Annotated in this window: 13 protein-coding genes and 1 tRNA gene; 3 read left to right on the top strand and 11 right to left on the bottom strand. The window is 66.6% G+C overall.

The window, feature by feature from the left end; all coding sequences use genetic code 11:
* Positions 1–10: 10 nt before the first annotated feature.
* From DEBA_RS04470 to DEBA_RS04455, 4 genes are all read right to left on the bottom strand, one after another.
* On the bottom strand, positions 11–298 hold the full coding sequence (locus tag DEBA_RS04470; protein ID WP_013257714.1) for a YlxR family protein: 288 nt from the start codon (positions 296–298) through the stop codon (positions 11–13).
* 3 nt (positions 299–301) lie between these two features.
* Positions 302–1,612 carry a transcription termination factor NusA gene (gene nusA / locus DEBA_RS04465; RefSeq protein WP_013257713.1) on the bottom strand — a complete coding sequence of 437 codons (1,311 nt, stop codon included), beginning with the start codon at positions 1,610–1,612 and terminating at the stop codon, positions 302–304.
* Positions 1,613–1,627: 15 nt separating this feature from the next.
* Positions 1,628–2,113, bottom strand: a complete 486-nt coding sequence (locus tag DEBA_RS04460; protein ID WP_013257712.1) for a ribosome maturation factor RimP — start codon at positions 2,111–2,113, stop codon at positions 1,628–1,630.
* 277 nt (positions 2,114–2,390) lie between these two features.
* Positions 2,391–2,466, bottom strand: a tRNA-Gly gene (locus DEBA_RS04455).
* A 201-nt stretch (positions 2,467–2,667) separates the two neighbouring features.
* On the opposite strand from DEBA_RS04455, the gene DEBA_RS04450 reads away from it, so the two are divergent.
* The 3 genes from DEBA_RS04450 to DEBA_RS04440 are packed head-to-tail and all read left to right on the top strand — an operon-like array spanning position 2,668 to position 6,294.
* The gene (locus tag DEBA_RS04450) at positions 2,668–3,750 is read left to right on the top strand and encodes a Coenzyme F420 hydrogenase/dehydrogenase, beta subunit C-terminal domain (protein ID WP_013257711.1); all 1,083 of its coding nucleotides are present in this window, start codon (positions 2,668–2,670) and stop codon (positions 3,748–3,750) included.
* On the top strand, positions 3,743–5,683 hold the full coding sequence (locus DEBA_RS04445; RefSeq protein ID WP_013257710.1) for a thiamine pyrophosphate-dependent enzyme: 1,941 nt from the start codon (positions 3,743–3,745) through the stop codon (positions 5,681–5,683). Before DEBA_RS04450 ends, DEBA_RS04445 begins: the two co-directional genes overlap by 8 nt.
* Positions 5,680–6,294: a 2-oxoacid:acceptor oxidoreductase family protein gene (locus DEBA_RS04440; RefSeq protein ID WP_013257709.1), complete on the top strand. Its 615-nt coding sequence runs from the start codon at positions 5,680–5,682 to the stop codon at positions 6,292–6,294. The genes DEBA_RS04445 and DEBA_RS04440 overlap by 4 nt, the downstream gene beginning before the upstream one ends.
* Here DEBA_RS04440 and DEBA_RS04435 read toward each other — a convergent pair.
* The 7 genes from DEBA_RS04435 to aspS form a co-directional block, all read right to left on the bottom strand.
* On the bottom strand, positions 6,291–7,145 hold the full coding sequence (locus DEBA_RS04435; RefSeq protein ID WP_148227782.1) for a hypothetical protein: 855 nt from the start codon (positions 7,143–7,145) through the stop codon (positions 6,291–6,293). The two genes, DEBA_RS04440 and DEBA_RS04435, sit on opposite strands and share 4 nt — an antisense overlap.
* Before the next feature lie 257 nt (positions 7,146–7,402).
* Complete coding sequence (locus DEBA_RS04430) at positions 7,403–7,804, bottom strand: cobalamin B12-binding domain-containing protein (protein WP_013257707.1); 402 nt, start codon at positions 7,802–7,804, stop codon at positions 7,403–7,405.
* Between the two features lie 13 nt (positions 7,805–7,817).
* The gene (locus tag DEBA_RS04425) at positions 7,818–9,479 is read right to left on the bottom strand and encodes an acyl-CoA mutase large subunit family protein (RefSeq protein WP_013257706.1); all 1,662 of its coding nucleotides are present in this window, start codon (positions 9,477–9,479) and stop codon (positions 7,818–7,820) included.
* 11 nt (positions 9,480–9,490) lie between these two features.
* Positions 9,491–11,059 carry an acyl-CoA carboxylase subunit beta gene (locus tag DEBA_RS04420; protein ID WP_013257705.1) on the bottom strand — a complete coding sequence of 523 codons (1,569 nt, stop codon included), beginning with the start codon at positions 11,057–11,059 and terminating at the stop codon, positions 9,491–9,493.
* Between the two features lie 151 nt (positions 11,060–11,210).
* Positions 11,211–11,423, bottom strand: a complete 213-nt coding sequence (locus DEBA_RS04415; protein ID WP_043813707.1) for an acetyl-CoA carboxylase biotin carboxyl carrier protein subunit — start codon at positions 11,421–11,423, stop codon at positions 11,211–11,213.
* A gap of 265 nt (positions 11,424–11,688) precedes the next feature.
* Positions 11,689–11,988, bottom strand: a complete 300-nt coding sequence (locus DEBA_RS16805) for a LysM peptidoglycan-binding domain-containing protein (protein ID WP_148227780.1) — start codon at positions 11,986–11,988, stop codon at positions 11,689–11,691.
* 340 nt (positions 11,989–12,328) lie between these two features.
* Entirely contained in the window at positions 12,329–14,116 is a 1,788-nt protein-coding gene (gene aspS / locus DEBA_RS04405; RefSeq protein WP_013257702.1) for an aspartate--tRNA ligase, read from the bottom strand.
* Positions 14,117–14,173 lie beyond the last annotated feature (57 nt).

Here is a 14,173-nt window from a genome sequence, read left to right as displayed (position 1 = left end):
TCCCGAGGTGTCACGGAGCCGGGGCGAATTGTCGCCTGAGCCGGCTCAACAATTTGGTCCAGGCTTGCTCCTGGACCGGTTTCTTGAAGACGCCGTCGCGCCGGCGGCCCATACGGGCCAGGCGCTCGACGCATTCGGCCCGGCGGCAGATATAAGCTCCCCTGCCGGGCAAGGCGCGCTTCGGATCGGGCTCCACCTCGGCCCCGCGCAGGGCCAGGCGCAGCAGTTCCTCCTGGGGCGCGCGTTTTTTGCAGGCCACGCAGGTGCGCTCCGGTGCACCGCGGCCGCGTTCGGTCACGGTCTACTCGTCGGCCGCCGGGGCGACCGGAGCCTCGCGTTGGGCCTGGCCGCCGGCCCTGGCCGCGTCGCTGGCCTGGCGACGACGCTGGATATAGTCCCTGGCGTCGTCGATCAGGCGTTGGGCCCGTTCGTCGTCGATGCCCGGCAAGGCGGCCAGGTCGGCGGCGTTGGCGTAGGCCAGGGCGTCGGCCGAGGCGTAGCCGGCCTGGAACAGGGTGTCGGCGCCGATATCGCTGACGCCGACGACGTCCAGCAGCGAACGATAGCCGTCACGCAGGCTCTCACTGTACTTGGACTCGCTCTTGACGTCGATCTTCCAGCCGGTCAGTTTGCTGGCCAGGCGCACGTTTTGCCCGCGGCGACCGATGGCCAGCGAGAGCATCTCGTCGGCCACGATCACTTCCATGGTGTTGTTGGATTCATCCACGACCACGCGGCTGATCTCGGCCGGGGCCAGGGCGTTGACCACGTAACGGGCCGGGTCGGAGTCGTAGGCGATGATGTCGATCTTTTCGCCGCGCAGCTCCTGCACCACCGCCTGCACCCGCGAACCCTTCATGCCCACGCAGGCGCCCACCGGGTCCACGTCGCGGTCGCTGGAGCTGACGCCCAGCTTGGTGCGGCTGCCGGCCTCGCGGGCCACGCCCTCGATGGTCACGATGCCCTCGGCGATCTCGGGCACCTCCAACTCGAAAAGCGCCTCGACAAAGCCGGGATGGGTGCGCGAGAGGATGATCTGCGGCCCGCGCGAGACGCGCTTGACGTCGAGCACGTAGGCCCGGACGCGGTCGCCGGGGCGGTAACCCTCGCGGGGCACCTGCTCGCGGGCCAGCAAAATGGCCTCGGTGCGGCCCAGGTTGACCACGATGGAGCCCTTGTCGAAGCGCTGGACGATGCCGTTGATGATCTCGCCCTTGCGGTCTTTGAAATCCTCGAAGATGATGTCGCGCTCGGCGTCCTTCATCCGCTGGATGATCACCTGCTTGGCGCTCTGGGCGGCGATGCGTCCGAAGTCGGCGGTCTCGACCTTGATGCCCAGTTCGTCGCCGAGTTCGCAGTCGGGGTCGAGCCTGCGGGCGTCCTCGAAGCCGATCTGGGTGTCGGGATCGGTCAGCTCCTCGACCACCTCCTTGAACTCGAAGACCTCGACCTCGCCGATCTCGTCGTTGTAGGCCACGTCCACCTCGACCTTGGAGCCCAACTTGCGCCGGGCGGCCGATTGCATGGCCTCCTCCAGGGTGCTGATCAGGATCTCGCGGTCGAGACCCTTCTCCCTGGCGACGTGGTCGATCATCCTTCTCAGTTCGCTCATGCGAAGCTCCCGTTCTTATTCCACCATCAGGTTGGCCTTGACCACCTGAGCAAGCGGCGTGGCCGTGGGGCGGCCGTCGATTTCGATCAAGACGTCGTCGCCCTGCAGGCCCAACAGCCTGCCGTGCAGCACCCGGTTACCGCTCTTCTCGCCGTCGTCGCGGATGACCAGCTTGGCCATCCTGCCCGCGAAAATAACGTACTCCCTGGCCGACTTCAAGCGACGCTCCAGCCCCGGAGAACTGACCTCCAGGCGATAAGCCCCGCCGATGGGGTCTTCCACGTCCAGCAGGTCGGACACCTGGCGGCTGATCAGGCTGCAATCGTCGAGCGTGACGCCGCCGGCGGGCCGGTCGACAAAGAGCCGCAGCACCTGCCCGGCGTTCTCGGGCCGCCACTGCAACTCCACCAGCACCAGGCCCTCGGAGCGCACGACGGGTTCGATCAACTCCATCAGGCGTCGACCAAGCTCGTCGCGGGCGTTCGCATCGGTGGCGGCCATAGACCTCTCCCCCAGTGGGCCCGATAGCCCCCGGCAGAGGAGCGGCCTTCCCCATTCACAGACTCAAAAGAGGGACCGCGGCCTTTGCGAACCTGTCCGCACATCACGGTGGACCGGATAGTCGGCCAGATCGGGTCTAGTCCACAATCCGAAGCTGGCAGCCGGCGACGGGGGGCGTCGCCAGAATGCCCCCTCGAAAAGGGACACGCCGGCCCTCGGGCTCTCGCGGGGGAAAAACCTCCGCACCCTGGCCGGGGTAACAACCGGGAAGTAAAATTGGAGCGGGCGACGGGGATCGAACCCGCGACTTCAAGCTTGGGAAGCTCGTACTCTACCAGCTGAGTTACACCCGCTCGACTCCGAGCCATCGATCGCGCAGCCAAGGATCGCTCCCCGCCAATGGCACACCAATAGCCCGCGGCCCTTTCGGCCGTCACGGGATATTATAAAGCAACGCCCAGTATTGGCAAGGGCAAACTCCGGCAAAAGGGCCGTTGATTTTTGGCCCACGCCCTGCTATCCAGTAGCGGAACGAAGCCAAACTGGAGCTTGCCATGCCAAATGATCCCGCCGCCCCCTCGCCCCAGCCGTCGCTGGAGATGCTGCGCGCCCAGGTGCAGGACGCCGGCCTGTGCGTGGCCTGCGGGGCCTGCGTCGGCCTTTGCCCCCACCTGATCTTCCTCGACGGCCGCGTGGCCGCTCCCGACGCCTGCGGCCTGATCGGCGGGCGATGTCACGATCTGTGCCCCCAGGCGATCGCCCCAGGCCAGCCGGCCAAACGCCGCGCCCTGCACGCGGCCAGGGGCCAAAACGCCGACGAACCGCTGGGCCCGCTGCTGGCGGCCTTTGCCGGCCGCGCCGCCGATGAATCCACGCGGCGGACGGCCCAATACGGCGGCGTGGTCAGCGCCCTGCTGGGCCTGGCCCTGGACGAGGGCGTGGTGGGTGAGGCCGTCGTCACCAAGGCCGACCAGCGCGGTGCGCCCCAGGGTGTCCGCGTGCGTCGGCGCGACCAGGTTCTGGCCGCCGCCGGCTCACGTTACGCCGCCGGCGCGGGCCTCTCGGCGCTCAACCAGGCCCTGGCCGAGACGGCCAGCCACCCCCTGGCCGTGGTGGCCCTGCCCTGCCAGGCCCTGGCCGCCGCCAGCATGAGCGCCCATCCCGGCTATCCCCAGGCCGCCAGCCGGCTCAAGCTGGTCATCGGCCTTTTCTGCACGCTCAACCTCTCGGCCAGGGGCCTGCGCGCCCTGCTGGAGCAAGCCGGCGTGGCCCAGCCCGTGTTGCGGGCCGACTTCCCACCGCCGCCGGCCGGCGTCTTTCAGGTGACCAACGCCGCCGGCATGGCCGAAATTCCCCTCGAACAAGTGCATCAGGCCGTGCTGAAGGGCTGCGGCCTCTGCCCGGACCTCACCGCCGAGTTGGCCGATGTCGCGGTGGGCGCGGTGGAGGGCCGTCCCGGCTGGAACACCGTCCTGGCCCGCACCCCGGCCGGCCTGGAGCTTGTCGAACTGGCCAGGGCCAGGGGCGTCCTGGAGTTGGAGCAACTGACCGAAGCCGATCTGGCCCCCCTGGCCGGCGCGGCCCGGGCCAAGCGCGCCCGCGGCCTGGCCGCCTGGAAGGAGCGCGACAATGCCTGATCTGACCAAACTGGCCGCCGGCCAGACCGTGCTCTTGCAGGGCAACGAGGCCATCGCCCGTGGCGCGCTGGAGGCCGGCGTGCAGTTCGCCGCCGCCTATCCCGGCAACCCCAGCAGCGAAATATTGCAGTGTCTGGCCGATTCGGCCCAAAGCGCCGGCATCCACGCCGAATGGTCCACCAACGAAAAAGTGGCCCTGGAGTCGGCCGCCGCGGCCAGCTTCTGCGGCCTGCGGGCCATGGCCTCGATGAAGCAAAACGGCGTCAACGTGGCCCAGGATTTCATCTGCAATCTGACCATCAGCGGCGTCGGGACCGGCGGCCTGGTGCTGATCACCGCCGACGACCCCTCGGGCATTTCCTCCACCAACGAGCAGGACGCCCGCTTCATCGCCCGTCTGGCTTGCCTGCCCCTGCTGGAGCCCTCCACGCCCGACGAATGCCGCCGCATGATCAAATTCGCCTTCGAGCTTTCCGAGGCCATCCAAAACATCGTCGTTTTCCGCTCGCTCAGCCGCCTCAGCCACACCAGGGGCAACGTGGCCCCCGGCCCCCTGCCCGGCCAGAAACGCGCGCCCCATTGGCGGACCGGCCAAAACTTCATAACCATGCCCGTGATGCCCAAACATCAGATAATGCTAGATAAACTGGCCAAGGCCGGCCAGATCATGGCCGAAAGCCCCTTCAACCCCTATGACGGCCCGGCCCGTCCGGAGCTGGTGATCATCGCCTCGGGCAGTTCGTGGCTCTACGCCAGCGAGGCCCGCCAGGCCATGGGCCTGGAAGACCGCGTCGGCCTGCAAAAACTGGGCGGAACCTGGCCCCTGCCCGAAGCGCTGCTGCTCGAACGTCTGGCCGCCAGCCCGGCGGTGCTTTTCGCCGAGGAGATCGACCCCATCATCGAGGACCAGGTCATGGCCCTCTACGCCCGCCACGCCGCGGAGCTGGGGCCAAAGCGCTTTTTTGGCAAGGCCAGCGGACATACGCCGATGATCGGCGAGTTGAGCCCCGGCCGCCTGGCCCAGGCCGTGGGCCGCATTCTGGATCTCGCCACGCCCACGGTGGCGCCGGATTATCTGGAGCGCGCCCGCCAGGCCGCCGCCCGGCTGGTCCCGCCCCGCGAGTTCGGCTTCTGCCCCGGCTGCCCCCACCGCGCCTCGTTCTGGTCGATCAAGCAAGTCCTGGCCGCCGACGGCCGCGACGGCCTGGTCAGCGGCGACATCGGCTGCTACACCCTGGGCGCGCTGTCAACGGGCTATCGCCGGGTCAACTCGGTGCACTGCATGGGTTCGGGCCTGGGCGTGGGCTCGGGCCTGGGCCAGCTTGGGCCCCAGGGCTTTGATCAACCGGTGCTGACGGTGGTCGGCGACAGCACGTTTTTCCACTCGGGCCTGCCGGGGCTGATCAACGCCCGCTGGAACGGCGCGGATTTTCTGCTGTGCATCCTCGACAACGCGGCCACGGCCATGACCGGCTTCCAGCCCCACCCGGCCACCGGCCAGACGGCCACCGGCCGGCCCGGCGGCCAGATCAGCCTGGAGTCGGTGCTCGATGGCCTTGGCGTGCCCTATCGGATCACCGATCCCTACGACCTGGCCGCCACCCAACAGACCATCTACGACGCCCTGCTGGACAAAGGCGGCGCGCGGGCGCTGATCCTGCGCCGCGCCTGCGCGCTGGTGCAGAACAAACGCGGCGGCCATCCCTACGTGATGAGCGTCGATCAAAGCGTCTGCCGGGGCGAGGAGTGTGGTTGCAACCGGTTCTGTTCGCGGGTTTTCCGCTGCCCGGGGCTGATCTTCGACGAGGCCGCCGGCAAGGCGCGCATCGATGAGGTCGTCTGCGCCGGCTGTGGGGTCTGCGCCCAGATCTGCCCGGCCGGGGCCATCAAGGCCGAGCTCAAGGACCAAAGCCGAAAGGAGGCCGCGGCGTGAAGGCGCTGAGATTCGAACCGCTCGATATCGTCATCACCGGCGTGGGCGGCCAGGGCAACGTGCTGGCCAGCCAGGCCCTGGGCATGGCCTTGGTCGAGGCGGGCTATCAGGTCACGGTGGGCGAGACGTACGGCCTGAGCCAGCGCGGCGGCGCGGTGATGAGCCAGGTGCGGGTGACCACGGGCCAGGTCATGGGCCCGGTGATCCCGGCCAACGGGGCCCACGCGGTGGTCAGCCTGGAGCCGCTGGAGGCGCTGCGCGTGTTGCCCGATTTCGGCAATCCCCAGGTGCTGGTGCTGACCAACAACCGGCCGCTGCTGCCCATCAACGTCATCAGCGGCGAACAAAAATACCCGCCCCTGGACGAACTGCGCCAGGCGCTGGGCGAGCTGTCGGGCCGCCTGCACTGGCTGGCCGCCACCGACGAGGCCATCGCGCTGGGCGCGCCGATCCTGGCCAATGTGATCATGCTGGGTGGGTTGTTGGGCACGGGGCTGTTGCCGGTGGACGTCGAGCTGGTCGCCCAGGCCTTGGGCGAATTTTTCCCGCCCGACAAGATGGCGGCCAACCGCCGGGCCCTGGCCCGGGGCATGGCGCTGGTGGCCGGCTAAAAGTCGAACTGGACGTTGACGCCCAGCAGCCAGTCGTCCTCGACGCGCTGGCTGGGCGCGGCGCTGGGCCCGCCCTGGGTCAGGCTCAGCTCGGGCTGGACCAACAGGCCCTCGCCCACGCGGTAGGGCGCGGCCAGGAAGTAGGCCCGGCGCAACTCGTCATCGAGCAGCAGGCCGTGACCGGCCCCAGGCCGGCCAAAGCCCTGTAGCGCTCCGGCCCCGCCGGCCAGGCTGAAATGGCCGCCCAGGCGATACTCCAGGGCCACCACGCCGCCGCGAGCCGCCTCGCCGGCCAGCAGATCGCCGTCGAGCTCCTGAAAATAAAGCGCGGCCTGGTCGTCGTCGCCTCGCGCGCCGATCTTGGCCAGCCAGTCGCTGGGCGCGAAACCGGGCCAGCGAGGCGCCGCGCCGGAGCCCTGGCTCGATCGGCCCAGGCCGTGGGCGCTCCAGACCAGGTGGCTGGATGATTGCAGGGTCTCTTGTCCGCCAGTTGGCCGCTCGTCCAGGGTCAGGCCGGGCGGCTCGCTTGCACCCAGATCGGCCGGCGGCTTCAGCGGCGGCGACCAGCCAGGCGGCGCCAGCCCGGCCAGGGCCGAACCATCGGCCGGCGCGTGGCCCCAGCGGTCCATGAACCGACCAAAGCTTTGGCCCAGCCAACGGGCGGCGGCCTCGTCGCCGCTTTGCCGCACGTCGCGCCACTGGCCCAGCAGATAGTCGGCCCCATCCAGGCCATAGGCCCGCGGCGAGACGCCCGCCTCGCGGTCGATGATCGGCGCGGGCTCGGCCGACAGCGGCCCGCCCATCAGGTAGGCGTTGGCCCCCTCGGCCCGGCCCGGCGTCGGCCAAGCCAACGTCAGCGCCAGAACAAGCCAGATTGTGCAAAAAAATCTTCGCGTCACGGCCGCTCGCAACGTGGGGAAAAACACCATGCCCATGCCTAAATATTAACGCCTGCCTCCGCCGCCGGCAACCCCGGCCGCCGCGTCCCCTTTTGGTGTTAGCAGCCGCCGGGCCGCCTTGTCAACAGCGCTTGGATCGATCCACCAAACAACACCCGGCCGCTGGCCATGGGGCCGGCGGCCGGGTGTTTCGCCTTGCCGGCCGGCGCTCAGTTGAGCCGGCGCTTGACGTTTTCTTGGATGAACTTGACGATGTCGCCAGTGTTGGCCCCCGGCCCAAAGATGGCCGAGACGCCCACGGCCTTCATGGCCGGCACGTCTTCCTCGGGGATGATGCCGCCGCCGATGACCAGCACGTCGTCCAGGCCCTTTTGGCGCATCAGCTCCATGATCTTGGGAAAGAGATAGTCGTGGGCCCCGCTGAGCACCGAAAGGCCCACCACGTCCACGTCCTCCTGCAGGGCGGCGCTGACGATCTGCTCGGGGCTTTGGCGCAGGCCGGTGTAGATCACCTCCATGCCCGCGTCGCGCAGGGCCGCGGCGATGACCTTGATGCCCCGGTCGTGGCCGTCCAGGCCGGGCTTGGCCGCCAGCACTCTGATCTTGCGCATGGAAAAGCCTCCTTTAGATGGTCATCGGGGCCTGGTATTCGCCAAAAACCCCGCGCAAGGTGTCGCAGATCTCGCCCAGGGTGGCGTAGACGCGCACCGCGTCCAGAATCAGCGGCATCAGGTTGTCGCTGCCCTTGGCGGCGGCCTGGAGTGCGGCCAGGCGCGCTTGCACGGCGGCGTTGTCGCGGCCGGCGCGCAGCGCGGCCAGGGCCTGGGCCTGGGCCTGGCCCACCGACAGGTCGACCTTGAGCCGATCGCCCACGAACTCCTCGTCGGTGACGAACTTGTTCTGGCCCACCACCACCCGCTCGCCGCTCTCGATGTCTTTTTGATACTTGTAGGCGGCCTCTTGGATCTCGCGCTGGATAAAACCCTGCTCGATGGCCGACACCGAACCGCCCATCTCGTCGATGCGGCGGATGTATTCGGCGGCCTGGGCCTCGATGCGGTCGGTAAGATCCTCGACGTAGTAGGAGCCGGCCAGGGGGTCGATGGTCTCGGTGACGCCGGTCTCGTAGCCGATGACCTGCTGGGTGCGCAGGGCGATGGTCACCGACTCCTGGGTGGGCAGGCACAGGGCCTCGTCCATGGAGTTGGTGTGCAGGCTCTGGGTGCCGCCCAGCACGGCGCTCATGGCCTGGAAGGCCACGCGCATGATGTTGTTCTTGGGCTGCTTGGCCGTCAGGCTGCAACCGGCGGTCTGGGTGTGGAAGCGGATCATCTGGCTGCGCGGATTCTTGGCCCCGAAGCGCTCGCGCATGATCTTGGCCCACAGGCGGCGGGCGGCGCGGTACTTGGCCACTTCCTCCAGAAAGTCCGAGTGGGCGTTGAAGAAAAAGCTCAGCCTGGGGCCAAAGACATCGACGTCCAGGCCGGCGTCGATGGCCGCCTGGACGTAGGCCATGCCGTTGGCCAAGGTGAAGGCGACCTCCTGCACGGCGGTGGAGCCGGCCTCGCGGATGTGATAGCCGCTGATGCTGATGGTGTTCCACTGGGGCACGTCGGAGGCGCAGTAGGCGAAGATGTCGGTGATGATGCGCATGCTGGGCCGCGGCGGAAAGATGTAGGTGCCGCGGCTGGAGTATTCCTTGAGGATGTCGTTCTGGATGGTGCCGCGCAGTTGGGCCGGGCCCACGCCCTGCTTCTCGGCCACGGCGATGTACATGGCCAGCAGCACCGCCGCCGGCGAGTTGATGGTCATGGAGGTGGAGACCTTGTCCAGGGGAATCTGGTCAAACAAGGTTTCCATGTCCTTGAGCGAGCTGATGCTCACGCCGACCTTGCCCACCTCGCCGTGGGCCAGGGCGTGATCGGCGTCGTAGCCGATCTGGGTGGGCAGGTCGAAGGCCACGCTGAGGCCGGTCTGGCCTTGGCCCAGCAGATAGCGATAGCGCTTGTTGCTCTCGGCGGCGGTGGCGAAGCCGGCGTACTGGCGCATGGTCCAGAGCTGGCCGCGATACATCGTCGGCTGAACGCCGCGGGTGTAGGGGAATTCGCCGGGCAGGCCCAGCTTTTCCATGTAATCGTCGTCGGGCGCGGCCGGCAGATAGAGCCGGTCGATGGGCAGGCCGCTGATGGTGTGGAAGGCGGCCTTGCGCTCGGGGCGCTTGGCCAAGAGCTTGTCCACGCCGGCCTGCCATTTGCGCAGGCTTTCATCGAAATTTTGTCCGCTCATGCTTCCCTCCGTCATAGAGGCACGTTGCCGTGACGCCGCACGGGTCGGAAGGTGCGCTTGCCCTTGAGCGCCTCCAGGGCCTGGATGACCTTGGCCCGGGTGCTGTGGGGCATGATGATCTCGTCGATGTAGCCCAGTTCGGCGGCGCGGTAGGGGCTGGCGATGTTTTTGCGATAGTCGGCCACCAACTCGGCGTAGGCGGCGGCCTTGTCGGTCGCGTCGTTTAGCTGCTTGCGGAAGACGATGTTGACCGCGCCCTCGGGGCCCATCACGGCGATCTCGGCGGTGGGGAAGGCGAAGTTGACGTCGGCGCCGTGGTGCTTGGAGCCCATGACGTCGTAGGCGCCGCCGTAGGCCTTGCGGGTGATGATGGTGATCAAAGGCACGGTGGCCTCGCAGTAGGCGTAGATCACCTTGGAGCCGTGGGTGATGATGCCGCCGTATTCCTGCTGCACGCCCGGCAAAAAGCCCGGCACGTCGACGAAGGTGACCACCGGGATGTTGAAGGCGTCGCAAAAGCGCACGAAGCGGGCGCACTTGCGCGAGGCGTCGATATCCAGGCAACCGGCCATGTGCATGGGGTTGTTGGCCACGATGCCCACCGCGTTGCCGCCCATGCGGGCGAAGGCGGTGATCATGTTTTTGGCCCAGTGCTTGGCCGCCTCGAAGAACGTGCCCTGGTCGACAACCGTCTTGATGAGCTGCTTCATGTTGTAGGGGCTCTTGGGGTTGTCGGGGATGATCTGGTCGAGTTCGGGGCAGGTGCGGCGGGGGTCATCACCGGTGGCCAGGTAGGGCGGCTTCTGTTCCCAGTTTGATGGCAGATAGCTAAGCAATTGGCGCACCTGGGCCAGGCATTCCTTGCCGTCCTTGGCCATGAACTGGGCCACGCCGCTCTTGGTGTTGTGCACCTTGGCCCCGCCGACGGTCTCGCTGGTGACGTCCTCGCCGGTGACGGTCTTGATCACCTGGGGGCCGGTGATGTGCATGTAGCTGTTCTGATCGACCATGAAAATAAAGTCGGTGATGGCCGGCGAATAGACCGCGCCGCCGGCGCAGGGGCCCATGATGGCGCTGATCTGGGGCACCACGCCCGAGCTGAGCACGTTGCGCCGGAAGATCTCGCCATAGGAGGCCAGCGAGACCACGCCCTCCTGGATGCGCGCGCCGCCCGAGTCGTTGAGGCCGATGACCGGCGCGCCGGCCTTGACGGCCAGGTCCATGATCTTGCAGACCTTTTCGCCAAACGGGCCGGAAAGCGAGCCGCCAAAGACCGTGAAGTCCTGGCTGAACAGGAACACCGGCCGGCCGTCGATCTTGCCGAAGCCGGTGACCACGCCATCGCCGGGGATCTTCTGCTTGTCCATGTCGAAATCGTGGCAGCGGTGCACCACGAAGCGGTCGAACTCCTGGAACGTGCCCTCGTCGAGCAGTTGGTCGATCCGCTCGCGGGCGGTGAGTTTGCCTTTGGCGTGCTGCGCCTTGATGCGTTCCTCGCCACCGCCCAAAAGCGCCTCTTGATTACGGCGCTCCAGCTCTTCCAGCTTGCTTTTGGTGGTAGGGGCCTCTGAGTTCGTCACCTGTGCCTCCTCCGTATTTGCCGGTGCCGTCTCCGAAGGCGAGCCTCCCTCGGAGATCGAAAAACAAGACCGCAGAGCACCTCGGGGTGATCGGCAGAAATCGGCCCCGGAAATGCCTGCGGTCTGTTGCCAACCCCATGGGGGTGTTGAATCAGCTCAAGACGATCAGCACCTGATCGGCCTCGACGGTCTGACCGGCCTCGATCTTGATCTCGGCGACAGTGCCGCCCTCCTCGGAGAGGATGGGCATTTCCATCTTCATGGCCTCGAGCACCACTACTTCGTCGTCGGCGTTGATCTTGTCGCCGACCTTGACCGCGATCTTGATAACCTTGCCACCCATGGGCGCTCTGACTTCAGCCAATTTATTTCCTCCCAAGGCGCGCCCGCCCCGCGGGCCGCTCTCGAAAAAGTCACGGTTGTTTCTTTCGTTAGCCCCCGAAGGATAAAACGAGGTGGGCGGGGTTGTCAAGGGCAAAGCCCGCAAACTTGCCTGACCAGTTCACTTCCCCACGGGTCGGAGGCCCGCGGGCCGCGAAAAAAAAGGGCGAGAAGACACGCTAGCGCATCTCCTCGCCCTTCATGACCAAACTCAACCCAAGTTCAGGCTTAAGCGCCTATATCTTGTCTCACTTGGGGGGGCAGTACCGCTTGGCGCCCGCCGGCGGCACGTATTTCGGGAACTTGGCGGCCTTGGCGCGGGCGGCGGTCTTGTCGGCGTCGCTCACGTCGCGGGGGATGCTAAGCACCATGCCCACCGACAGCTTGTTGGGGTTCTTGATCTTGTCGGAGTTGGCGTCAACCAGCAGAGGCCACAGCAACGCGTCGCCGTAGATCTGGGGTTTGGCGCTGATGCTCCACAAGTCGTCGCACTTCTCCACGGTGTAGGTGGTGGGCAGTTCGGGGGCCGGGGCCGGTTTGTCGGTCACGGGCGCGGGAACTCCCTCAAATTTCTTCACCGGGGGGGGCGCGGGGGCCTCGGGCTCCACGCCGCAAATCGAGGCGCAGCCGCTGAGCATACCCAAGGCAATCACAGCCACTACCAAGGGCAGGAACTTAACCAGAACCTTCTTCATCACCCTTTTCCTCCTTACTCCACATAAAGGTTTTGGCGCAAAGACGCAGGCCAAACCGGTAAGGTCTGGGGCTGCGATTGCTCTCCTCAATCGCCTGCTACGGCGTCTGAGGTAATTGTAGACACGCCCAAAAATTTCTGTCAACCGATTTGCAATCGGAATTTGGTAACATAACTATTTTTGAGCTCGGAACTCAGTCGATTTTCTCCACCCGCAGGCCCAACTCCAGCAGTTGGTTCCTGTCCACCGTCGAGGGCGCGTCGGTCATCGGGCAGGAGGCCTTCTGCGTTTTGGGGAAGGCGATGACCTCGCGGATCGAGCCCTGCCCGGCCAAAATGGCCACCAAACGGTCGAAGCCAAGGGCCAAACCGCCGTGGGGCGGCGCGCCAAAGGCCAGCGCGTCCAGCAAAAAGCCGAATTTCTCCCGCGCCTGCTCGTCGTCGATATTCAGCGCCCCAAACACCTTGGCCTGGGTCTCGGGCCTGTGGATACGGATCGAACCGCCGCCCACCTCCGAGCCGTTGAGCACCAGGTCGTAGGCCCGGGCCAGACAGGCCTCGGGGTCACTACCCATTTTATCCTCGAATTCCGATTTGGGCGAGGTGAATGGGTGATGCATGGCGTTATAGCGTTTTTCCTGGGGGTCGTACTCGAACATCGGGAAATCGGTGACCCAGCAAAAGCGCAGATCATCGGGCGAGGTGAGCTGGAAACGCCGCGAAAGCTCCAGGCGCAGCCGGCCCAGCGACTCGCTCACCACCGGTTTTTTGTCGGCGCCGAAGAACAAAATATCGCCATCCTCGGCGGCCATGCGCTCATTGATGGCCGCCTGCACCTCGGGCTCGATGAACTTGGCGATGGGCGACTGCCACTGGCCGCCGTCCTTGAGCTTGACCCAGGCCAGGCCCTTGGCGCCATAATCGGCCACAAAGGCGGTCAGGTCGTCCAGATCCTTGCGCGACAGGCCGCCCATGCCCTTGCCGTTGATGGCCTTGACCACCCCGCCACCGTCGATGGCCCCGCGAAAGACCTTGAACTGGGTCTTTTGCATCAGCTCGCCCAGGTCGGTCAGCTCCAGGCCGAAGCGGATGTCCGGGGCGTCGAGCCCGAAGCGCTCCATGGCCTGGGCGTAGCTCAGGCGGGGCACCGGCCCCAACTCCACGCCGCGCGTCGCTTTCAGAATGGCCCCAACCAGCCCCTCGGTCAAGTCCATCACGTCGTTTTCGTCGACAAAGCTCATCTCCAGGTCCACCTGGGTGAACTCGGGCTGGCGATCGGCGCGCAGGTCTTCGTCGCGGAAGCACTTGACGATCTGATAATAGCGCTCGACCCCGCCGACCATCAGCAATTGTTTGAACAACTGCGGCGACTGGGGCAAGGCGTAGAACCGGCCCCGCTGCACCCGGCTGGGCACCAGATAGTCGCGGGCGCCCTCGGGGGTGCTCTTGGTCAGGAAGGGCGTCTCGACCTCCAGGAAACCCTGGTCGTTCAGATAGCCCCGCGCGGCCTGGGCCGCCTGGTGGCGCAGTTTAAGGTTGCGAAAGACGACTTGGCGGCGCAGATCCAGGTAACGATACTTCAGGCGCACGGCCTCGCCCACGTCGATCCAGTCCTCGAGCATGAACGGCGGGGTCTTGGAGGCGTTCAATATCTCGAAGTCACTGACGTAGACCTCGACCGCGCCGGTGCCGAGCTTGTCGTTTTGCATGCCTTCCGGCCGCAGATCGACCTTGCCTTGCAGGGCCAGGCAGTATTCGTTGCGGATGGCGTGGGCCAGGCTGTGCGAGCCGCCGCTGACCTCGGGGTTGAACACAACTTGGGTCAGGCCATCGCGATCGCGCAGGTCGACGAAGATCAACCCGCCGTGATCGCGCCGGCGCTGACACCAGCCCATGAGCACCACTTGCTTGCCCACGTCGGCGGCGGTCAACTGGCCGCAGGTGTGGGTCCGTTTGAGGTCGGTGATGAATCGTTGGGACACCTTGGTTCGCTCCCCGCAAAGGCAAAAAACCCTGGCGACGCCCGCCGCCCGGGTCGG

Source organism: Desulfarculus baarsii DSM 2075 (assembly GCF_000143965.1).
Lineage (GTDB): Bacteria > Desulfobacterota > Desulfarculia > Desulfarculales > Desulfarculaceae > Desulfarculus > Desulfarculus baarsii.
This window is presented reverse-complemented; position numbering and strand designations above follow the sequence as displayed.